Raw genomic sequence first — 23,635 nt, forward strand, 5'->3', positions numbered from 1 at the left:
TGCCAAAACTATTGCTATGTCCAAGACTCAGAATAAGCTTCATATATTTATTTCCCCAAAGTAACAAAAGAGGGATAAATATTTGTTGATATGTCAAACTACCACAAACTTTACCGGCGACCTAGACCGCTATTAATAAAGTGGATTGTGTTGCTAATTGCAACTGTATTTTTTACATTTAATTTTTCACAAATATTTTTAGCACAACAAGTTAGTAATTATTCTATTCATTTCCAACAAGCTTTTAATCAACCCCAGTTTTATCCTATAAATCAAAACCAGACTCAAAACATATCATTTGACCTTTATCAACCTGTAGATAATTGGGTAGGAAGATTGATTCTACCCCAAAAACAAGAAATTAAACCCGGTGAAGATTGGGTGTGGATGGAAATACAACAGGTACCACCACAAATAAAGAATGATAATTTACTAGGAAAGATAGTTCGCTTGGAATGGGAAAATACCCCCGAACTTAAGTCTTATATCCAAACTGTCAAGCGAGATGTTAAATTCACTGCAAATACTGAAATAAGCCAAAAAGAAGGAATAGTCCATCCTTCTCGTCTAAACAATCGCTCCGAAGTTGGACCATTACAATCCCTTGCAGGTTTTCGACCGAATGATGATGTGATCGTTAGTTTTCATAATGCTGAACTGATAAAATCTCCAGATAGTTCTAAACAAGAAAAATTAAATCAAGAAAAACTAAATCAAAAAAAATCAAATAATAATAATGCTAGTTTGATCCTAAAAATAGATCACGAACCTGTTTTAGCAACGGGACGTTTTTACGGTTTGGTGAAAATTCTCAGTTCCGAAGCAACCTTTCAACCAGCAAATAAACTTGATTCTACAGCTAGGAACGAACCACTTCAAGAAATAAATACCACCTGTAATGAACCTCATCTTTGTGCAAACGAATATTTTACAGTAGTTCATTACAATCGAAACAATCGAATATCTGGCAAATTTGATGGTCAAAAAGAAATTATTCGCATTCCTCAACAAGTTATCGATACGCGGGATATTCCCCCTTCAACTGCTTACCAAATAGAAGCTTCAGCTGCAGGTGCAAACGGTTGGTATATTTATGGAGCCAGAGATAAAAACGGAATATTTACCGTCCAAGCTTTAGCACCCCGTTCTTTATTTCAATTAGAACCAAAACGCGTAATTTTAGGCGAACAAGCTGGATTAACCTACATTACAGAAAAAAACTGGCAGATTGATCGAACTGATAAAGGTAAAGTCAATACTGTTTTAATCGATCCAAATATTAAGGGAAGCAAACAAGCTATATCTCAATGGCAAGTAGGAGATAAAGCAATTGTTTTAAACTTGTTTGGTGGAATTGGCGGAAAAAAAGCAGAAGAGTTAGGTGTACCCAAAACTATCACCGGACATTTTGCTTTTGGTGTAGCTCAAATAGTCCGCGAACCCATTACCCAGGAATTACAATTTGACATAACATACGAACAAGTTTATGCCCATAATCCTGATGGAATAATTTCCGCCAAACATTCTTGGGTAAATTATATGGGCAATTTGACGAGGGGTTGGATGGCAACCCGTCCGGTTGTTGACATTCTCATTAAGTTCGATCCAGTCACCCAAGATTATGATTTTGATGGTATTAAGCTTTCACCATTACAAGAATTTTTGCAGCAATTGCAAGTAATGATGGCACGGTACCGAATCGGCGACGGAACTGGGAGTGCAACCGTTACTCCCGCAACTTCTTGCGTTCAAGACTCAGCCCAAGCTTTATATGCAGCGATCCAAATTATTAAACAAAAAGTTAGTTCCAGCCCAGATATTCAAAATTGGTTAGCAAATCATCTTGACGATCCCCAAACCGAACGCTTCAACAAACTAATTACTTTGGGACAAAGGCTAGAAAAAGACCTGTTTCCTTTAGGAATAATTCGAGCTGACTGGGAAAGCAGTATCGGAAATTTAGCCGGAATTGATAACGGTAAAAACCAACGGAAAAAACCATTTCGAGACCCCAGTATTTGGGCTGCATTAACAACTTGGAGAACCATGATGCCCCGACAAGCACAAGATGAACTTGCTGCGATGTTTTTACAACAAGGTGGTAAACTGTGGTTCCTGGAAACAAATCAGGTCGGGGGAGTAAACCCAGATATTCAACCCTTAGCAGCTACACCTTTGTTCGGAACAATCAAAATTCCTTTTACTAATATTTCTCCGATTCCCGTAATTCTTCATCGTGTTTTAGCTGCAATTGCTATCCCCTCAATTCAAGATTGGCTAATAGCCGGATTAATGCTAATTATCTACGCCGTGATCGCCCTACCTTTGGGTTTCTCTTCCGGTTTTTTACAACGAGAAATATGGTCTGCACCTTTGTCTCAACACTGCTTAGCTGCATTACAAATTATGTTTGCCCCAGCTTTTGTAGAAGAATTAATATTTCGAGTTTTACCCCTTCCCCACCCCACAGAAATCATCAATTGGAGTCAATGGTTTTTATTCGCAGCATTGGTACTTCTATTGTTTATCTTTTATCATCCTCTAAATGCTAAAACCTTTTATAAAATTGGCAATCCAACATTTCTTCAGCCGATTTTTCTCATTTTGGCTGGTTTTTTAGGGTTGACTTTAACCATTGCATATGGGATAACAGGTTCTTTATGGATAATTGTATTTATTCACTGGATTGTTGTTGTTATTTGGTTACAGTTACTTGGTGGAATGAAAAAATTAATTTGAAAGTGATTTGCTCAAAGGATTTTAAAGTTTGAACCAATCGGATTCGCTAGCTCTCTTAAAAATTAACTATAAATTTTCTCTATGAATTCATGAAGTTGGATAATTTTTCTGTTGTAAATGTTCGCAACCTAATATTCCCTAATATTTATGAGAGATATATGAGATATATGACGGATTGTAAGTAAGATACAGATTAAAAATTAAAAGTCCAATGAATATACATACCTTCCCTGTAGAACCTTAATGATAGATCTGTAGAGTAGTTTTTTGGTTACTAGGAAGGTGAACCTTCCTGTGGGCGAGACTTAGAGACTTATAACCTATCCCAGGATTTGATAATCATCTTCCAAATAAAAGCACAAATTAATTTATGAGCAAAAATTAGTTTATGAGAAAAATTTATCAATTATAGATATTTTTTAATAAAGTTTGTATTTATGATTAATTGATATTTACCTATTTTATAATTTTTTGTTTTGAGATAATGATATTAGATTTGTGTCATAACTTAATCTATTAAATAATCGTAATTTACGATTTTAATATAAACAATTTATATAAGTTATTTAGGAGCTAATCAAAAAATTAACTTTTGTAAAATTGCTTACAATTTAAAAGAATTATATAAAAGTAGTTGACCTTTCAAAGATATAAGGGTAAAACCTATATAGCATGTGTAAATAAGCATTATTTACAATAATGTTGGGGAATTATAGGCTTTACCTGCATAAAAAACAAGTTATTAGCATAGTAAATAAAAAAATAGTGGGTATTGCAAGTAGTAAATCAAAGAAGGAAAAGTATCATTTATTTTTGATTGTTTTGTAGTCAACAGGACAGTTATAAGATTGGTACTAGGCTTAAATATTAATTAGGTCAATGATTTAGAATCGCATATGAAGTAACTAATTTTATGTGCGGATTTTTTAGTTTCAATCTTGTAATTAAATTTGATTATTTAAGGTTTACAAGCAAGGCAATCATCTTCAAACAACTTGATTTTTAATTTTGATAAAAGAGGCTTAGGACTATGGTGAATACAAACAGTCAATCAATTAATTTTTCTGCTTACGTTCAACAATTAGCACCTAGCGATATCAAATCAGCAAAAAAAACATCAAAATCTTTTCGATTTAATCCCTTGCAGCCATTACGTCAATTCTTAGACAGCCTAAATATCAAAAATCGTAAGTTTGCAAAGTTGATTGCAAAGTTGATCCCAGCCCAATGTCCTTTTGAGCGCGACATTGTGATTTTTGGTCGCAAAATAGGTCATATTCCTCCGCTATGCAAGTTAAACCCACTGTACGAAGAATTAGTGTGCTTGCGTTTTCGCGCATTATGCTATTTAGTAGATGAGTACGGTGAAGACATAGAGTCTTACTGCTAATGTCTTACTGCTAATATTTATTTAGTATCTACTCAGATTGATTTGTCAGATTTATTTGCGACTACGCGATGGAAACTAAACCCTCAGAAATTACAATTGAACATCAACCAACCCCAGAAAAGCTTCAGAAATTAGGTGTATATAGTTGGGATATTTGGATGAAAGAGGCTTCAAAGTTTCCTTGGAAATATGATTCTCAAGAGACCTGTTATTTTTTAGATGGTGACGTCATTGTAACTCCCGACAAAGGACAACCATGACAAATGGGAAAAGGTGATTTGGTTATATTTCCTGCTGGAATGTCTTGCACCTGGGAAATCAAAAGCGATGTAAAAAAGCATTATAATTTTGATTAGTCATTATAATTTTTTGATTAGTTTTTAGGGGATTGCCAAAAATAACTCCAAGAAATATTTCCTCAAAAATAAATTCATACCACAATTTATTGGCTGTAGGATGTGCAAATACCTACATATCACTTGTTGTAAGTAAGTTTGTTTTAAAAGATATTTCTACTGAAGATATTTCTAGAAATCAAACTCTTCTAGTGAAAATTGAGGTAGGGTTAAAAAAGTTTTACGAAAATATTGGATAGTATTAATGCTGTTACATTTGAGCACTTGGCAAGAAGTCGAGGAATATTTACAGCGCTCTCGCGGGATAATTGTACCAATAGGTTCAACAGAACAGCATGGTCCAACAGGTTTAATTGGTACTGACGCCATATGTGCAGAAGCAATAGCTAGTGCAGTTGGAGAAGTGACACAAGCCATAGTTGCACCAACAATTAATGTGGGCATGGCGTTGCATCATACAGCTTTTCCCGGTACCATTAGTCTACGTCCAAGCACAATGATCCAATTAATCAAAGATTATTTGACTTGTTTGGTGAAAGCTGGTTTTTGCAAGTTTTACTTTATTAATGGACATGGCGGTAATATTGCTACCCTCAAAGCAGCTTTCTCGGAAACTTATGCTTACTTAGCAGATTTACAGCTACATAATGCTTCACAAGTACAATGTCAAGTAGCCAACTGGTTTATGTGTGCAGATGTGTACAAACTAGCGAAAGAATTGTATGGCTCGGAAGAAGGTTCCCATGCAACACCTTCAGAAGTTGCTTTAACTCAATATATTTATCCAGATAGTATCAAACAAGTAATTGTATCTGCAGAAGTAAACAAAGAGCGAAAAATATACAGCGCAACTGACTTTCGAGATCGTTATCCGGATGGGAGGATGGGTTCTAATCCCAACCTTGCGACACCAGAACATGGTAAGCAATTTTACGATTTAGCAGTAAAGGAATTGAGTAATGGGTATTTAGAGTTTTTAGATTCCCAATAAAAGTTTATCTAATGATGGATTTATAATTATATTCAGAGCACTTTAGGGATGTTACCATAGCATCTCTATAATCACATAACTTAAATACTTTTTACTTCCTGGGAAAACATTTGAATGTTTGTTCCAGGATTGTTATATTAAATTCTACTTAAAAAAACTGCTATGGCTCGTAAAAAGGAGTTCGAACGAGAAAAAGTCCTTGAACAAGCAATGGAGACATTCTGGCGCTATGGCTACGAAGGAACTTCAATTCAAGACTTAGTCCAAAGTATGGGAATTAATCGCGGTAGTATTTATGACACTTTCAAAGATAAACGCTCTTTGTTTAAAGCTGCATTAGTTCACTATAGCGATACATTTGTGAGTTCTATGTTTACCGCATTAAGAACTCCTGATGCATCAAAACAAGAAATTATTAACCTTTTCTACGATCTAGTCGAAAAAGCTGTTATTGATTCTCAATACAAAGGTTGTTTGATTACTAATTCAGTTGTAGAAATTGGTCATCACGATCCGGAAATTGCAGCACATTTGGCGCAAGAGATCCAAAAAGTTGAAGAATTACTATATGAGGTTTTAGTAAGAGCTAAGAAAAAAGGGGAAATTCAAGTAAATAAAGATCCTCGTGCATTAGCACGTCATTTACTCTGTAGTTTAAAGGGTTTGCGAGTGATTTCCAAAATTAATCCAGATAAAGAAGTTCTCCTAGATATGGTTGATGTGACTCTTAGTATTTTGGAATAAACATGAAAAATAGTATTAAAAAATAAATTAATTGTAGATGTTATTTTTGATTATTTTATATTTACTTTTAATTATTCCATCTCCCTTCAGGAAAAATATAATTTATTAATCTAAATTTTTTCTGTTATCAATAGGTTTAAAAATAGAATGGAGAGATTTATAACATTACGTTGCTGGATTAGGATTTTTTGTTATCAGTTCCCTTTTAGGAAAAGATTACTTATCACTACCTAGTCCATACAGTTAATGCTATACTTCTCCATCCAAATAGCTGAGCAAAATACTAAATAGTTAGTTCTGGAAACTTTACAAAAAATATTTCCTAGCAGTAACTAATATCTTAACCAAGAACTAACATCAACTTGTAATTTTTGACCCAGCTTCAATATTTTCCGGTATTTACTCATATCCTCTGAATTGTGGGTAAGGATTTGTAATTGTGGAACAATTTGAGTGTACAAACAGTTCAAGTATAATTCTTGGGAGCGTTCTAACGAAATACCAATATCTAACTTGTGTGCAACATCAATTAATTGTTCCAAACGTTCAATACATGTGTGGAAACTACCGTTACTTTGATGCAATAATTGCCAAAGCAGTCGCTTAATTAATTCTTCAATTGTTTGCTTACTTTCTGGTGCTTTTAAATTACAGCGTAAATGTTTGGCTTCGGTAGCGATCGCCTCTAGTTCCAATAAATGATTCGAACTCAGTTGTGCTTCGGTAATGTCATGCTCTAAAGCTTTAATAGTTGTTTTACAGCGATATCCCAAAGCAACTTCTGCTGCGACTTGTAATTCCTGGGGTGCAGTTTGTCCATCCTGATGAAATGCTAGTAATACCCCGTAATTTTCCCTATAGGCTTGAGTATAAAGTTGATCGAGCCTCGTCAGAGTTTCTTGGGTTAGTAACCGCATGATTCGATGGCGTTCTTCTGCAAACATATTTTGCAAATTATAGGAATTTTCCCCAAACAACTTAGACATTGTCAAAATCACTCGGGCTGCACTTACTTCTTGCAGTACTCCAAATAATTCTTCCTTAACTTGTGTATAAATCCGCCGTCCGGTAAAAGGTTGAATACAGCAGTGAAAATCCCAACCACCCAGATGAAGCACAGCAAATATGACATCTTCACTTTCCCAGGTAATATCTGACACTAACTTTAAGTGTCCGACAGCTAAAGTTAAAGTTCCCATACGTTGGAGCTGGTAATCTAACTCATGGGCACTGTAGCAGTAAACCTGTTTGTATTGAGAATGGGGTTGAGACGTTTTTTGGGGGTGAGGTTTCGATTGCTTTCTTTCAGCCGAAGTATATCCATTAAATAGGGAAGCGATTGCATGGTGAGCAGCGACTTTCGGAAGGCTAATTTGGGAGCTAACTACTAACTGACGGTAAACTCCAGCACCAGTTTTGAAGTAATCAATATTGCTCGGTGCTTCCTCCAGACGCTGAAGGAACTCTTTTTCTAATTGTACTCCCGCCACATCTCCGGCCAATTCCAAAGCACGGGCTGCATAACGGAGAATTTGGGTTCCCTCTGGGCGCGATATTTCTTCAAAAAACCAACCACAACTAGTAAACATCAACAAAGCATGACGTTGCATTTCTAATAAGCGCAAGGCGTCCACTTCTTCCGATGCATTTAATTCATGATTTTGGTGACTGCTCAAAAAACGATGGACATTGGCGTTGGAGCGATCGCGAATCACTTCAATATACTTGTCTCGTGCTTCCCAAGGATCGTTAAAAAACTCTCTACCATGTTCTTCATAAACTTCAATTAACCGATCCCGCAACCAATTAAGAGCATTTCGTAACGGACGTCGCCATTTTAGGTGCCATCCCGGCGCACCTCCACAACCACAGTCATCTTGCCATCTATCGACTCCGTGGGAACAACTCCAAGCAGTAACGGGTTTTAGCTCAACTTCCCAAGCTGGGGAATTTAAACTTAGATAGTGACCAAAGTTGGTTAAAGTCCAACCTCTTCGTTTAAACTCTTCACTGAAAGCATAAGCCAAAGTTTTTTCAGTACCACTCTTATGGTGTCCGAAAGTTTCTCCATCGGTTGCAACAGAAATTAACTGTGCAGGACGATGATCCCCTCTGATCGCAGCCCCAATACGTCCAGCAAAATGGTTGGAATTATACACCACATCACTAAACCCCATATCGCGTGAGATGGGACCATCATAGAAAAAGATATCGATGTAAGGTCTGTTTTGAATCTCTGGTTTATCAATCTCCTGATTCTCAATCTCTTCTAAACCCTGACTTATGGAAATTTCCCTATTTCCTTTCAGGTAACACCGATAAGGTCGGGTGGGATCGATTTGACCTCCTCCAACTTCACACCATTCGGGGTTGGTATCCTCAACTGTCGGTAGAAGACGACAGCGTTCTGCTTGGGAAGGAGCAAGAATAATAAAACGAATTCCCTCCGCAATCAACACTTCAAGGGTTGGGTAGTCTACAGCCGTTTCCGCCAACCACATTCCTTCGGGATCACGACCAAATCGCGAACGAAAATCTGCTTTCCCCCAACGGATTTGTGTATATTTATCTCTTTCGTTAGCCAAAGGCATAATTATGTGATTGTATACCTGCGCGATGGCGTTCCCATGACCATTTAGACGCTCTCTAGATTTGCGATCCGCATCTAGAATTCGTTGATAAACTTCTACATCATGTGATTCCAACCATGACATTAATGTCGGTCCAATATTAAAACTCAAATACTCATAATTATTAACGATCCCCGTTAATTCACCTCTATCATTTAAGACTCTAGCAAAGGCATTGGGACGATAACATTCATAATGTATTCGCTCGTTCCAATTATGAAATGGTGCAGCACTACTTTGACGTTCAATAGCATCTAAATAAGGATTTTCCCGTGGTGGCTGATAAAAATGTCCATGTACTGTAACGTAAACACCAGTAGCCGAATTTAGGGGATCGGGCTGATAGGTATTTGCCGTATTTTTTTCTTCATTCAATATCGTGTCAGCATTAGCTGATTTTTCAACTAAAGAAGTCATGTAGAGATTATCCATGTTATAGAAAAAAAGCAATATTATCCTGAAATTTCATCTTGAAATAATCCATGTATTGCTTAATATACTTGCGTTACAGCAAAACAAATTCATAGATGACAATTATGAAAAATGACAATTATGGAAAATATAGTTACAACAAATAATCAAACAATCTTCACAATAGATAGTAATTTGTATTTACTTTACTTGAGCAAATGGCTGTTCCCTATAGCCAACAAACAACTGCTATTCTAACTAAATTCTTCAGAATTTTTTTTGTTGCAAGTTCCAATGAATAAAACAGCAAAAATTTTATTACCCTTTAAGATTCTAAATCCCATCTTGCCTACAAATTATAAAATTTTATTTACAATTTTATACAGAAAATAACAAATTTGTGATTGGTATTACCTCTACCATTACGAACAAACATTTTTATGAGAAACAGTAGATCTTCGGAACCTGAAATTAAGTCTTGCGAGGGTATTCTAGAGTATAATCCGTTGCGTTACCATCTCTCTGAGGCATCACGAGATTTTGTAATTTTGTGACTGGTATCCCTGATTTGAAATGATAAATGTCAGTTAAAAAGAAAATATTTTCCGTCTTGTTAGCTTTTGTCCCAGTTTCAATCGCAGCCCACTTCCTAGGGTGGGGAGAATTAACTGTTTTCGTTACCGCTGGGTTAGCAATTTTACCTTTAGCTGCTTGGATGGGTACAGCCACAGAGGAGATTGCTGTGGTGGTCGGTCCTTCATTAGGCGGATTGTTAAATGCTACTTTTGGTAATGCTACAGAACTAATTATTGCTTTGTTTGCCTTAAGGGCGGGACTCGTAGACGTAGTCAAAGCAAGTATCACTGGTTCGATTATTGGTAACTTACTGTTAGTGATGGGTTTGGCAATGCTTTTGGGTGGTTTGAGCCATAAAGAGCAAAATTTCCAGCCTGATGTGGCGCGATTAAATGCAGCTTCAATGAATTTGGCTGTAATTGCGATTTTAGTCCCGACGGCGATGCACTTCACATCAAACAACGGGATTAGCCAAATTACATTGCAAAATTTATCTTTGGCTGTTGCTGCAGTCTTGATTTTAGTTTACGCTTTAACCTTATTATTCTCTATGAAAACCCATTCTTATCTTTATGATGTGGGTGTAGTAGAGGGTTCTGAGCAATTGGTAAATAATGGTCACCAACCCAATGTTTGGAAGTGGATGGGAGTACTGCTACTTTGCACTGTACTAGTATCATTTGAGTCGGAGTTTTTGGTTGGTTCTTTGGAAGTAGCTACATCCGAACTGGGTCTAACAGCATTATTTACTGGGGTTGTCATAGTTCCGATAATTGGTAATGCAGCAGAACATGCTACAGCAGTTACGGTCGCGATGAAAAACAAGATGGATTTATCTTTGTCTGTCGCTGTTGGCTCTAGCATGCAAATTGCTTTATTTGTTGCACCTGTACTGGTAATCGCAGGTTGGTTGTTTGGAAAACCAATGGATTTAGATTTCAACCCTTTTGAATTAGTAGCGGTAGCTGTATCGGTGTTGATTGCTAATAGTATTAGTTCTGATGGTAAGTCCAATTGGCTTGAAGGTACTTTATTACTAGCATCCTATGTGATTCTGGGTTTAGCTTTCTATTTTCATCCAGTTATAGAAGGAATTGGATAGATAATCTATTTCAGATTCAACTATATTTTTTGCAGATTTTTGCACATCAAAATTTAAACTCTTTGCATGTTGGTGTAACTTACGCCAACATCTTTTTTTGTTTTACCAGTTCTGTACGAACAAAAGAGATAGAAAGTTTGAGACGACTAAAAACACCATAAAATAAAAAACATCACAAGATTGTGAATAAAAAGATGAATAAAAAAATTGATGCGAGTCAATATGTAGAACAGGCAGCGTTATTATTAGATTTACAATTACGAGATGAATATCGAAATAGTGCGATCGCAAATTTTAAGAAAATTCAGGCGATCGCCAAGCTTGTGAATGAGTTTCCCTTACCGAAAGATATTGAAGTAGGGTCAAAATTTGAACCATGAGAGAATAATTTTTAATTCGTAATTCGTAATTCGTAATTCGTAGTCTGAATTTTAAACCATGAATCTAGAACAAGCAGACGCGATCGCCACAGCAGATGCAGTACGTAACGGTAAAATTAGCGCAGTGGAAGTTACCCAAGCTGCATTAAATAGAATTACAGCACGACAACAGGAATTGAACTGTTTTACTGAGGTAACAGCCACAGCAGCTTTAGCAGATGCAAAACGTATTGATGAGGAAATTGCAGCAGGTAAAGACCCTGGTATGTTAACTGGTGTACCTTTTGCAGTTAAAAATTTGTATGATATCGCTGGTTTAACAACTCTTGCAGGTGCAAAAATCAATGCAGAAAACCCACCTGCGACCCAAGATGCTACAGCGATCGCCAAGTTAAAACAAGCAGGTGCAATTCTTGTCGGTGCTTTAAATATGGATGAATATGCTTATGGGTTTGTGACCGAAAACTTTCATTATGGTGCGACCCATAATCCCCACGATTTAAAACGTATTGCTGGTGGATCGTCGGGAGGTTCAGCTGCTGCTGTTGCAGGTGGATTGGTTCCTTTAACTTTGGGTTCAGATACTAATGGTTCGATTCGGGTACCTGCGGCTTTATGTGGGATATTTGGTTTCAAGCCCACCTACGGTAGATTATCGCGTGCAGGTGTTGCTTTATTTTCTAGCAGTCTCGACCACGTTGGACCTTTCGCCCGTTCGGTCAGAGATATCGCTACAGTATTCGATTTACTTCAAGGAGAGGACGAAGGGGATCCCATCTGTACCAAACATCCTCCCGTAGAAACGCGCAATCTTATCAGTAGAAACACTAATATTGATGACATTAAAATTGCGATTGCAGACGATTATTTTACTAAAAAAGCTGCACCGGAAGCCTTAGAAGCAGTGCACCATGTTGCTAAGGCTTTAAATGTAAGCGAACGTGTAACCATCCCAGAAGCAGAACGCGCCCGCGCAGCAGCATATATAATTACTGCATCCGAAGGTTCAAACTTGCATTTGGATGACTTGAGAAAGCGTCCCCAAGATTTCGATCCCGCCACACGCGATCGCTTTTTGGCTGGAGCATTAATTCCTGGTAGTTGGTATATTCAAGCCCAACGATTTAGAACTTGGTATCGAGATCGAGTTCGAGAAATTTTTAGTAAAAATAACCGCGATCAAATTGATGTAATTTTGGCACCAACAACACCAATTACAGCACCCGAGATCGGACAACAAACTATGGTGTTGGACGGTGAGGAAATTCTGGTTCGCCCTCATCTTGGCTTATTTACTCAACCATTATCTTTTATTGGCTTACCCGTTTTATCTGTTCCCATCCAACGTTCGAATGCTTTACCTTTAGGAGTGCAGTTAATAGCTGCTCCTTATAATGAAGAATTAATTTTAAGAGTTGCAGCAGTATTAGAAAAAATAGGTGTAATTTCTACAGCAGTTGTTTAGTTCGTGCGATGGAAAATGTAGTCGCTCATAGAAAGAAGAAAATTGTTACGATAGAACCAGGAAGCATTCTATAGCGGTTTTCATTTTAATCAAATACATTTTCTAATTTCCAAATGTAGAGACGTAAAATTATGACCTTACGGTCACGCTGTGCTAATACGTCTCTACGAGGTGTACTACACTCAACCGAAAACCGCTATAGTTCGTTTTTTAACGATGAGAATAAACTCGTTTCAATAGTAAATTACTAACCCAAGTTGCGACAGGAAAAACTTTTAGATTCTCTTATATTTCCCTAAATCCGCCTTAAAAAGGGGGAATTTGAATTAATTTCCCTCAAGTTATTGGACGCGCTGCGCGAACGGAGGTTAGAGGGATCTAAATCCAACAGACTTGAACTAGCAACTTACCTTACTATCACGCTTAACAGTTAAAGATAGAGATTAGTTCTGATGAAAGACAAGGTTTTGCAGGGACGTTATAAAATTCAGCGACAATTAAGAAAAAATGCTGGAAGACACGCACTACTGGCAAAAGATTTAGTAACAGAAGAATTAGTCATCATCAAACTGTTAATCTTTGGTAGTGACTTTAAATGGCAGGATTTGAAACTGTTGACCAGGGAAGCCCAAATTCTTCAAGAACTATCTCATCCTGCAATTCCTCGCTATCTTGACTATTTTGAACTCGATTTACCAGACTTAAAAGGTTTTGCTTTAGTACAAACCTATATCCCAGCACAGTCTTTAGTAGAACACCTAAGAGCAGGACGTACCTTCAGCGAAATAGAACTTAAGCAAATTGCTAAATCTTTATTAAAGGTACTTATTTATCTTCACGAACGCCTCCCTCCCGTTATTCACCGCGATCTTAAAGCCAGTAATATTTTGCTTGGCGATCCCCCTTCTTACTACCTAAAGCACAGGAATAGTTCAAATTCAAAATCTCGAAAGAAATTTGGAAGTCATTCCTTGACCCATCGCTCTTGGGAAAATGTTGGTCAAGTATACGTAGTAGATTTTGGATCGGTTAAAACTGCAATGGCGCAGCAAGATGGAACCATGACAGTGGTGGGAACTTATGGTTATATGCCGCCAGAACAGTTCGGTGGACGTGCTTTTCCCGCATCTGATCTGTATGGTTTGGGAGCAACATTAATTCATCTGGTAACAGGAAAACATCCTGCAGATTTGCTCCAGGATGACATGACAATTAAGTTCGAAGAATTAGTAAATCTTAGTCCTGCTTTTCTCGACTGGTTGAAGTGGTTAACAGAACCAAGTTTAAAACTTCGCATGGGATCGGCGCGAAAAGCGCTGGAAGCCTTGGATATGTTGTCCCATCGTCACTTCCCCTTGGTTGTTTTTCAACCACAGGATAGCAAAATTAAGTATCTCAACCAAAAAGATCTCCTAGAAGTTATTATTCCTCCCCCTGGTTTTAGTTTGAGGGTAGGATTTCTATGTTTTTTCGATTTGATTTGGCTTTCTTTACTAATTAATTGGAGCATTTCAGTTTGGGGAAAACCTTTGTTGGTATTGTTTCCTCTTTTTCACTGGGTATTTGCTATCTGGATTTTATTAGCAATTCTGTTTACCTTATTTGGCAAAATCCGTTTTTCTCTGACTCCAAAAAAGATTTCTCTGACTTACGAGTTATTTGGGTTAAAATATCCTTCACCTTTTCCAGCACACAGTGATGATATTTGGAAAATAGAATTGCTCGATCGCCACATTGTTAAACCCCAGGGGGCTAGAGTAGAACCAATTCGAGTTAGCGTACCTAATAAATTAATTATTTGGGCGAGAAAACGGAAATATGTCTTGGGACAAAATACTTTGACTCAATGGTTACGAATCAGTCAAAGAAAAGTTCTCCATGCTTCAGAGTTGGATTGGTTAGCACAAGAGATCGGTGACTGGTTAGAGCTACCAATTAGTAGGGAATAGCTGTAAATTACAGTAGAAACAATACATTTATAAATCAATCTTATTCAAGATGCTGTATTGAAATTTGTATTAACTCCTCAAGTTTTTCCGCAACCTCCGTCCTATGACATCGACGCCAGTCTTTCTCCGCACACATCAGTAAAATATTTCCATTTACAGCAAGTTTTGCAACTTCTTGTAATGATTTTTGAGCCTTTTTTTTATCTGGAGGTTCCCATTTTGCATTACCAGATGTGTTACCCAGGGCTGGTTTAGAAATATATTTAATATTCTTTGAAACACAAAGTTTTTCAACTTGATCGCCGTACCATTTTCGACTCCAAGCACGCGGACTAAATCTCACATCTACAACAAATGATACATTATATTTTTCAAGATAATCGACAAATTCTTTGTAATCTTTACGATTCCCATATCCAAAGGTCAGTATATACTTTGTTTTACAGTTATCTTTAATAATATTTGAAATTACCATTATCAAATTCTTCCCTTACAAAAGACTCAGTTGCTCAGACTTGACTCTGGGTGGATAAAATAAGCCGATAATCATAAAACCTTTAGGGAATCTCTGTTGATTTCCCACTATAAAGTATAAATCCTTTGTTTTCAAAAAATCATCTTCTAATTTTTGTCTCATTTTTTCTAAAGCTTCTTTTTCTTTCTCTTGTTGAATAGATTTTTTAGAACTATTTCGGCATTTTCTATATAGTTCTTGTATTTCCCAATCAATAATAGAAAATTTATGATTAGTATCATTTTGAGAAACAAAACTATAATAGAACTTATAAGGTATTTTCTCTAATTTTACGGAAGGCTCAAATAAGTCAAGCTGGTTTTGAATAGATTGCTGCCTGAGACTCCATTCGCGTGCATCCTGTTTATGATAGTATTTATTGATACTTTTAGGTTTAATAATTCCTAAAGATTTACCTTGACTTTTAATATCTTCAATTGATGAGAATTTCAAATGTGAAGGTAAAATCAATTTTTTTCGCTCTTCCCAATTCTTTTCAGTACTAATTTTTCTAATAATTTGTATTGATTCATCATTAATCCGAAAACTTTCTTCTCTATAATCTTTGGGGTTTTTCTCTATTTTGGCACTAATTATAGACCACCTGGGATAACGCTGCTCAGAATCTAGATAGCGATAACGTATAGGATAAATACGAATCCACTGTATTGGATTTTCAGAATCATCTAGTAATACTCCTGCTGTGCATACAGTTTCCCTATAAGTCATGCTGATTGATGGATAAGTCTTTGTTGCAATTAAAATTTTTCTTCTTTCCATAAATTTCTTTTTTTCAATAAATATATTGTTGTTATATTTTTCAATATTGTACGTTAGGTACAAAATAAGTAGCAATTAGACTTTAAAAAAGCTGACACAGACCCTGTTTTAGAGTGTATATGTCAGCCCATTTGAACTAGAATTAAAATCAACTAACCAAATTCTTAAACGGACAGCGACTAGTTTCTAATTTTCCACTGCGCTTTTTTTTTAACCAATTCCAAATTCGTTTGGGAAAACCAAAAAAGTTTAGTTTTTTCAGTAAACCGAACCACTTGTTGGGTTTTTGTTTCTCTTGCGTTACTTCTAATGGTTTTCCTCCTGATGTCAAACTATCCAAAAATTTAGTGTTGTCGTAATAGTGCTCCAAAGAAATAATTTTCAAATCATCAGTTACTCGAACAACACTCATTCCAATAATTTCTATTGTTTCTCCGGTAGGTAAATAATCTTTGTAGAAACCGGTGAAATTTCCCCAATGTCGCCACTTAAATGTAATATTTGGCGGTTCGGAGTATACTTCTAAAACTTCCCATAAAAATCCATCAGGGAAAGCTGTATGAAAAAGATTTGTTGAACTTTCAAAATCTTCTTCAGAAGCTTTGTAATGAGTTGTATCGCCAATCAATGCTTTGTAAGTACCTGACTCTATTAAATCTTGAACTGTATAACCTTTACTACCATTGGTACTCATATGAAACTCATCATTAACAACCGATATCCACTGTTTGGGATTGGTTTTAAAGTTGGCTTCAATATCAAAAGTTCGTACCAAATTTTGTACCAAATCTTCTAGAGAATACTGAGGATGATTTCGGGTACTTTCTTCTGCTAACCTGGCGTTAGAACGACTATAGTCAGGCTTTTCATCATAACGCCATTCAACATTATCGCTGTATTCAAGAACTGTGTCTCTATCTTGTACCCATAAATGAAGGTCATTAGGTTCTCTAATAGTCATAAAAGCCTAGCAAAAACAGTGAGGGGTTAGATTTAGGATTTCGCAGCGATTCTTCCCTCAAATAGAAGCACTCAACTATACAGTTTTTCCCACAGCTTCAAAAAATAATTAGTTTGCAGTGTACAAACTATGTAATTTCATTTCTATAGAAATCATGACATTTTTAATTATTTAATAGCAGCACAATTCAGGATATAAACTCATAGAGTTTTATCGTGCAAATCATTATTTTTTCTTTTTCTTTTTCTTTTTAGATTTCCCTTCTGTATCACTTACTTTCCCAAAGCCTTGAATGGATTTTTTCTCAGTAGCTAAAGCTTCTACAGCTAACTTGAATTCAGCAGGATGCAATACTTCTGGTTTTACCTGACTTTTCTCAGATTTTTTGGTAATTTCCTTAACTTTTTCTACCTTATCCAAGGAAACATCTGAAACAGAGGAACTAAAATCCGATGTTGGGAAATTTCTTTCCTTCCTATCCAATTTCTCTCCATCATTACTTTGTTCCTCAGAGGTTAACTCAAAAACTTCTCGAACATCTTTTGAGATAACTTCTTCAATCTCATTTAATTCTTCCGGAGCAATTTCATTCTCATCAGCTTCTACAGGTGATGAAAAATCTTCTTGCGAACCCACTATATTTGTATCGTCAGTTGCTTTTATTGTCGTTTCAATTTCTTCAATCTCTTCCGAAACAATTTCTTGAACTGAGGAATTAGAATCGGAAGCGATCGCCTGAATGTTAGTTACAATTGCTTGTTCTTCGCTGTTTTCCTTCTCATAAACTGACTCAGAACCTTCATTTACATTATCCGAGACGAGATTTTCCGGTACAACAGCTTCAAGGGAATTTAATTCTTCTGTAGTAATTTCGTCGTTAGTGATTTCGAGCAATGATAACAAATCTTGCTGCGATCGCACCACCTCTTTATCCTCTGGAATACTTGCTTCTTCGGGCGTTTCGAGTTCTGGTGAAACAACTTCTTTCCCAGATACAAGCAAATCTTCCTTTACCTGTTCTTCCCGATCTTGTTTGTCCTCAGAACCAAGATTCTCGATTTTTTCAATTTCTTCTACAGGAAATTCCTCTAAAATAACTGAGCGCAATTGTTCGGGGGTAATTTCCAAAAATAAATTGACTTCTTCAGTAGTAACTTCCACTACAGGTGATGAATAATCATCTGATCGCACCAAATCCGTTTCGGCGATCGTTGTTGTAGGTTCAACTTTCTCAAACTTATCTGGGATAACTTCCTCAACAGATAGAACGGGATCTAACACAGGTTCAGAAATACTTACCTGATCCTCATCATCCAAACTAACATTTTCAAGTAATTTCAATTCATCGTCATTTACACTTAAAGCTTGCTTCACTTCATCCCAGGTTCCGGCGATATCTTCAGGAACTGTTTCTCCTACATTGCTCGCTGTCTCAAACGCAGATTTAATAACTAGTGCAGACTCTTTTGCTTGTAAATGAGTTAAAGAAGCAACAAGAAAACCATTAAGTTCTGCAGGATTTTGGTTGAATAATTTAAGTTGTTGAATTAATACTCCAATAGACTGCGATCGCGCAGTGGGGTGATGGTTTGCAATTTCCTCTAAGCTATTGGTAGCAGTAATACGTGGGAACAAACCATAGGAAGGTTCTGCTAAATAACTTTGTAGATAGGGAATCGCCATTGCGCCAATTTTACCAAAAACCTTCGGCATTTCTTCGCTGACTAAATCGCAATCTTCCCTTTGATGAAATAGTTTGACTAGAGGTTCAATGGCTTCTTCTGCACCTAATTGCGCCAAAGCATACCAAGCATGAACGGGAGCCCAGTTTTTAGAGTCTTCAGAATCTACACCGTATAATTCCCCATCAACCGCCATTTGAATCAAATCTGGGATATGTTGCGAACCCAGACCTAGTTCTGCAATGTAATCACGCGACTGATTTCCATAATTGTAAGAATTACCGAAGGTCAGCAACTTATCCACAGGGTTTTGGTAACTGGTGCGACTCGTCATCGAAAATCATCTGATTCAATACTCAAATACCAAAATATAGCAAAATTTGTGAAGTTGCACATTATTTAAATTTAAAATTATCTATTACAAGTAATTGTTTTCACTGTAATTTACTTTACATTTGCATTGCGACCTTGGTCTATAGTCCAGGCTCAGCAAGATATTCAGGGAAAATATTTCAGAAAAACTTTTAACATGTCAATAAAAAAATATTGATTTTTTGTTGTTTATTAAAGTTTTAAATATTTCGTCACGTATACTTTATTGTTTTTTGTAACAAAGAATTATTGACGTTCGATATACGTATATATACCAACATATTGTTGAGATGGGATTTGAATTTAATGGACTGGCATTTCCTAATTATAACTATTTGATTTGCAAATAATAGAACTTACAGACAATTTTCAATGAAGGGTTTTCAGTAGTATTTTTAATCGCGATACAAACACTAGTAATTACACAACAATATAACTCCGTAAAACATGCTAATGATAATGAAGAAGAAAGAAAATATTCTTTATCTTAGTAATATAAAATTCATATTTTGATGCACAAACATCAACCTAATCCAGAACAACAAAAAATTATTAATCATATTAACGGAGCAATTTTAGTACTTGCTCCCGTTGGGACTGGAAAAACCTTTGTTCTTTCGGAAAGAGTTGCTCGAGCCATAAATAATGGAATTTCTATAGAAAAAATTCTCTGTCTAACATTTACAAATCGTGCAGCGAAAGAAATGAGTGAAAGATTATGGCGAATGTATCCAGAAGAATTTCGCCAAATCACAATTAAAACTTTCCACGGTTTGTGCGCTCAAATGTTGCGAATTGAAGCGAAAAATATTGGTTTACCTGCAGATTTTGTCATTTACGATGATAGTGATTGTAAGGAAATCATCAAAGAAGTGTTTGGATACCAAAAAAATCAAGATATTCAAAGAACTTTTTTTAATATTGCTAAGTATAAATCCCAAGCATGTGCCGAGGAATTATCCTTTCTTTACCCAACAGAGAATATCTATCAACCTCTAGGATTAAAGTTTGCTCGAAAAGCTATCCGCTATCAGTCTATTCTACAAGAACGTCATGCCATAGACTTTGCTGACTTGGTATTTTTTGTTAGAGCAATGCTTCATTTTAAACCAGAAATATCACAAAGGTGGCAAGAACGTTTTGATTTTGTACAAGTAGATGAAGTACAAGATACTCATATTTGTGAGTATGAAATTGTTCGTCATTTAGTCTTACCTACTAAAAATCTAGCTACAATTGGCGATTTAGATCAAACAATTTATGAATGGCGAGGTTCCGAACCAGATTTAGTAATTCAACAATTTACTCAAGATTTCCAACCAACAAAATATAGTCTCACATTTAATTATCGAGCTACTCAAACATTATTAAATGCAGCATCATCCTTTGCAGACTCCTTTGAGCAAAGAAAAACCCAAATTACTCCAGCCTCGAGTTGTAAACCTGGAAAATTAATTCAAACCCATTTCGCAGAAAATGAACAGACAGAAGCTTTATGGATTGGTGAACAAATTCAAAAATTAGCAGCAAATAATCAACAATTTCCTTATAACAGAGTTGCAATTTTAACTCGTACTCATAAGCGTATAGAAATTATTAGTCAAGTTTTAGAACAACTAAATATTCCCTGCATCACTATTGAGCAATATCAATTTTTTATGCGCCAAGAAGTAAAAGATGCACTAGCTTATTTAAAATTGATTTTAAATCCATTTGATACAGGTTCTTTTCGTCGAATTTTATTACGCCCCAGTCGTGGAATTGGTAATAGAACTATTCAAAATGTGATTAATGAAGGAGAAAAATGTGGTTTTCATTTAACTGATATGAGTTCGACTCAAACCTTTGTTGATGGCGATCCCTTTAGTAATCTTATATGTGCTTATAAGTCTGAGATTGTAGTTGTGTTTGATGTGGAAACCACAGGACTTTCAGTTACTAATGATGAAGTTATAGAAATTGCTGCACTAAAACTAGTTAATGGTAAAGTAGAAGCAGAATTTCACCAACATATTCTTAATACAGTAAGTGTTGGTGACTCACAACATATACATGGCTATACAGACCAAGAATTAGCAGAAAAAGGTAAACCTGCAAATCAAGTTTTTAGTGAGTTCTTTGAATTTGTACAAAATGCATTTTTGGTGGGTCATAACGTCGGTTTCGACATCAAAATGGTTACAGCACATGCTAGCAAAGCTGGAATCACTATTCCTAAATTTCAATGGGGAGATACTTGGAACTTGGCTAACCGCTTCATTAATTCAGATAGTTATAGCTTGGAGAATTTAGCAAAAAAATTATCTTTACCCGAGCGACCAACCCATAAAGCACTTGATGATACCCGTACCACAGTTGAACTATTACAATATTTGATTCCGAAAATTGAAAGTAAATCCGAACATCGCCAAGCCTTAGTTTATCGTTATGGAGAAGAATTTGAATCACTCGCCGAACAAATAGAAATGTGGCGTGATGATACCCAAAAATTCAGACCAGCAGATTTACTGGAAAAATTATTAATGGAATCTGGCTTACAAGCTTACTACCAAACAGATCCACAACGCGAGAATAATCTTTTGCAACTAATAAATATTTTTAAACAAAAAGATCAACTGAAAATAAATTCAGATACCGCCCTGCGTAGTATTCTTGAATTTACAGCCTTAGCCAAAAACTTAGATCAAATTTCCCAACAGGATAATCAAGTAATGATTATTACTATACATCAATCAAAAGGTTTGGAGTTTGATAACATCTTTATTGCGGGAGCTTCACAAGAAGAATTTCCCAGTTTTCTCAGTTTACGAAATGATAACCTTGAAGAAGAAAAACGTTTATTTTATGTTGCTATGACTAGAGCTAAACAAAAACTTTTTATCTCTGGATTTTTGGAAGATTCAAGAGGATTTTCAAAATTCCTCAGTCAGTTCATTGACTCCATAGCAGATAAATATTTGCAACCCGAATAATAGTACTTTACGAGGTAAAGGCTACTTAAAATGCCATATTAAAATAGCGAAACACATATTTAAAAGAAGTTATATTTTGGCAAAACTTTTAACCATAACAGTTTAATTTTTCTGACGAATTAGTTTTTATGTACTATTTTGTTCGGAGCCTCAATCAATCAATTAAATTCCAATTTAATGTCTGGATTGCTCTTTTAAGTAGTATGGGACTTAAACACTTAGTAGGTAAACAAACATTTGGAGTTACTTCCTAGCCTTAGAATGACCTAAACTAAATTATCTGTAAGTAATACTTGTATTAATTTATATGCTTTTTTATCTTTACTGTTTGCTCGATATTCAATAGATTTAGCTTATATGACAACTAGAATATAAAATAAATGTCAGTGGTGTAGTTGAGCTTTTGCTCAAAAAAGCTTTATTGCTCAGATAGATGTTGTTGCCTTTTTGCTTAAATATCCTGCTCAAAGTTTAGTCTAATTCCCTTATAGGTGGGATTATTCTCAACAAAGTACTTTACATACTTGAAATATATGACTTCATTATTATGAACTCTGCTTTAATACTGTTCTTTGATGTCTAATAACCTAACAAAATATTTTTATGCATAGAGTACGCCAAATTTCAATCTGAAAACCATCAACCCAGGTAAGTAATTGGAAAATAATTCATTCAACTTCACATTTATTTTGGCAGCAGAAGAAATGTCAAAGTATTAAACACAAGAGCAAAATCATTATTTATGCTCCACAATCGTGTTTATCAGAATAAACGTATTAGTAAAAAACTTGGCGATGTAACACCCATGTCTTTAATGACGATCCTTGTAGTCGATGACGATTTGGGTACTCGCTTGTCTATCAGTGATTATCTAGAACTGTCTGGTTATTCCGTAATAACAGCTGATGATGGTCAAAACGGACTGAAAATGGCAGAAGAGTACCATCCTGACTTGATTGTGACTGATATTGTGATGCCACGTATGAATGGCTACCAGCTGGTGCGGCGCGTACGTCAAAAAACTGAATTTCGATTGCTACCAGTTATCTTACTCACAGCTAGAACAAAAACTCAAGAAAGAATTTTGGGTTACCAGTCAGGTTGCGATCTGTATTTACCTAAGCCATTTGAATTGGAAGAATTAGCAGCAGCGATTCAAAATCTTTTGGAGCGTTCGCAGATCATTCAGCAAGAATATCGCGTTTCCCAAAGCCATGAACTACAAAATTCTCAGCCCGGGGAAATAAAGAAAAATGACAATTCCCTATTGGGTAAGGATCGTGATTCGGTGATGGTCGTATCTTTAACTCCCAGGGAGCAGGAAGTTTTAGAACTTTTAATTCAAGGTCTTTCTAATGCGGAAATTGGCAACAAACTATACATTAGCCCGCGTACGGTAGAAAAGTATGTTAGTAGTTTATTACGGAAGACAGACACAAGTAACCGTGCCGAATTAGTTCACTTTGTTATGAAGCATGGACTTGTAGAATAAGCAAATATTTACCTTTTGCACAACTGATAGCTAGGGATGACAAGTCAATTTGGAATTCTATTGGATCTCATGATTATATTTAAATTACAATTAAAACCATTATTCTCTTCACAGAAGAAGTGAGTATTC

Annotated in this window: 15 protein-coding genes and 1 pseudogene; 11 read left to right on the forward strand and 5 right to left on the reverse strand. The window is 35.9% G+C overall.

The features are described 5' to 3' along the window. The first annotated feature begins 90 nt into the window (after positions 1-90). The 5 genes and pseudogenes from QNJ50_RS04290 to QNJ50_RS04310 all read left to right on the forward strand — a co-directional run bounded on the left by QNJ50_RS04290 (position 91) and on the right by QNJ50_RS04310 (position 6,220). Entirely contained in the window at positions 91-2,739 is a 2,649-nt protein-coding gene (locus QNJ50_RS04290) for a CPBP family glutamic-type intramembrane protease (RefSeq protein ID WP_300632430.1), read from the forward strand. A gap of 1,030 nt (positions 2,740-3,769) precedes the next feature. Beyond that, positions 3,770-4,129 carry a Mo-dependent nitrogenase C-terminal domain-containing protein gene (locus QNJ50_RS04295; protein WP_300632433.1) on the forward strand — a complete coding sequence of 120 codons (360 nt, stop codon included), beginning with the start codon at positions 3,770-3,772 and terminating at the stop codon, positions 4,127-4,129. A 68-nt stretch (positions 4,130-4,197) separates the two neighbouring features. Next, positions 4,198-4,485, forward strand: a pseudogene (locus QNJ50_RS04300) (cupin domain-containing protein). Positions 4,486-4,729: 244 nt separating this feature from the next. After that, complete coding sequence (locus QNJ50_RS04305; protein WP_300632435.1) at positions 4,730-5,476, forward strand: creatininase family protein; 747 nt, start codon at positions 4,730-4,732, stop codon at positions 5,474-5,476. Positions 5,477-5,638: 162 nt separating this feature from the next. After that, a complete protein-coding gene (locus tag QNJ50_RS04310; RefSeq protein WP_300632437.1) occupies positions 5,639-6,220 on the forward strand; it encodes a TetR/AcrR family transcriptional regulator in 582 nt (193 codons plus the stop codon). Between the two features lie 332 nt (positions 6,221-6,552). Here QNJ50_RS04310 and QNJ50_RS04315 read toward each other — a convergent pair whose 3' ends face one another. Then, on the reverse strand, positions 6,553-9,267 hold the full coding sequence (locus QNJ50_RS04315) for a DUF3536 domain-containing protein (protein ID WP_300632440.1): 2,715 nt from the start codon (positions 9,265-9,267) through the stop codon (positions 6,553-6,555). A 574-nt stretch (positions 9,268-9,841) separates the two neighbouring features. Between QNJ50_RS04315 and cax the strand changes: the two genes are divergently transcribed. The 4 genes from cax to QNJ50_RS04335 all read left to right on the forward strand — a co-directional run bounded on the left by cax (position 9,842) and on the right by QNJ50_RS04335 (position 14,733). Further along, the gene (gene cax, locus QNJ50_RS04320; protein WP_300632443.1) at positions 9,842-10,939 is read left to right on the forward strand and encodes a calcium/proton exchanger; all 1,098 of its coding nucleotides are present in this window, start codon (positions 9,842-9,844) and stop codon (positions 10,937-10,939) included. 194 nt (positions 10,940-11,133) lie between these two features. Further along, positions 11,134-11,319, forward strand: a complete 186-nt coding sequence (locus QNJ50_RS04325; protein ID WP_300632446.1) for a DUF4089 domain-containing protein — start codon at positions 11,134-11,136, stop codon at positions 11,317-11,319. A gap of 58 nt (positions 11,320-11,377) precedes the next feature. Next, positions 11,378-12,784, forward strand: a complete 1,407-nt coding sequence (locus tag QNJ50_RS04330) for an AtzE family amidohydrolase (RefSeq protein WP_300632449.1) — start codon at positions 11,378-11,380, stop codon at positions 12,782-12,784. 452 nt (positions 12,785-13,236) lie between these two features. Continuing rightward, positions 13,237-14,733 carry a serine/threonine-protein kinase gene (locus tag QNJ50_RS04335; RefSeq protein WP_300632451.1) on the forward strand — a complete coding sequence of 499 codons (1,497 nt, stop codon included), beginning with the start codon at positions 13,237-13,239 and terminating at the stop codon, positions 14,731-14,733. 40 nt (positions 14,734-14,773) lie between these two features. Here QNJ50_RS04335 and QNJ50_RS04340 read toward each other — a convergent pair whose 3' ends face one another. The 4 genes from QNJ50_RS04340 to QNJ50_RS04355 all read right to left on the reverse strand — a co-directional run bounded on the left by QNJ50_RS04340 (position 14,774) and on the right by QNJ50_RS04355 (position 19,004). Next, positions 14,774-15,208 carry a DUF488 domain-containing protein gene (locus tag QNJ50_RS04340; RefSeq protein WP_300632454.1) on the reverse strand — a complete coding sequence of 145 codons (435 nt, stop codon included), beginning with the start codon at positions 15,206-15,208 and terminating at the stop codon, positions 14,774-14,776. Between the two features lie 15 nt (positions 15,209-15,223). Beyond that, positions 15,224-16,027, reverse strand: coding sequence for a hypothetical protein (locus QNJ50_RS04345; RefSeq protein WP_300632456.1), 804 nt, complete (start codon positions 16,025-16,027; stop codon positions 15,224-15,226). A 148-nt stretch (positions 16,028-16,175) separates the two neighbouring features. Then, the gene (locus tag QNJ50_RS04350) at positions 16,176-16,988 is read right to left on the reverse strand and encodes an ester cyclase (RefSeq protein ID WP_300632458.1); all 813 of its coding nucleotides are present in this window, start codon (positions 16,986-16,988) and stop codon (positions 16,176-16,178) included. A 225-nt stretch (positions 16,989-17,213) separates the two neighbouring features. After that, positions 17,214-19,004 (reverse strand): hypothetical protein, encoded by a 1,791-nt coding sequence (locus tag QNJ50_RS04355; protein WP_300632460.1) that lies wholly within the window; start codon positions 19,002-19,004, stop codon positions 17,214-17,216. 550 nt (positions 19,005-19,554) lie between these two features. Here QNJ50_RS04355 and QNJ50_RS04360 point away from each other — a divergent pair. Together QNJ50_RS04360 and QNJ50_RS04365 are read left to right on the forward strand one after the other, a co-directional pair. After that, positions 19,555-22,014 (forward strand): 3'-5' exonuclease, encoded by a 2,460-nt coding sequence (locus QNJ50_RS04360; RefSeq protein ID WP_300632461.1) that lies wholly within the window; start codon positions 19,555-19,557, stop codon positions 22,012-22,014. Positions 22,015-22,828: 814 nt separating this feature from the next. After that, positions 22,829-23,506, forward strand: a complete 678-nt coding sequence (locus QNJ50_RS04365) for a response regulator transcription factor (protein WP_300632521.1) — start codon at positions 22,829-22,831, stop codon at positions 23,504-23,506. Positions 23,507-23,635: the final 129 nt, after the last annotated feature.

The organism is Mastigocoleus sp. MO_188.B34, assembly GCF_030065675.1.
Lineage (GTDB): Bacteria > Cyanobacteriota > Cyanobacteriia > Cyanobacteriales > Nostocaceae > Mastigocoleus.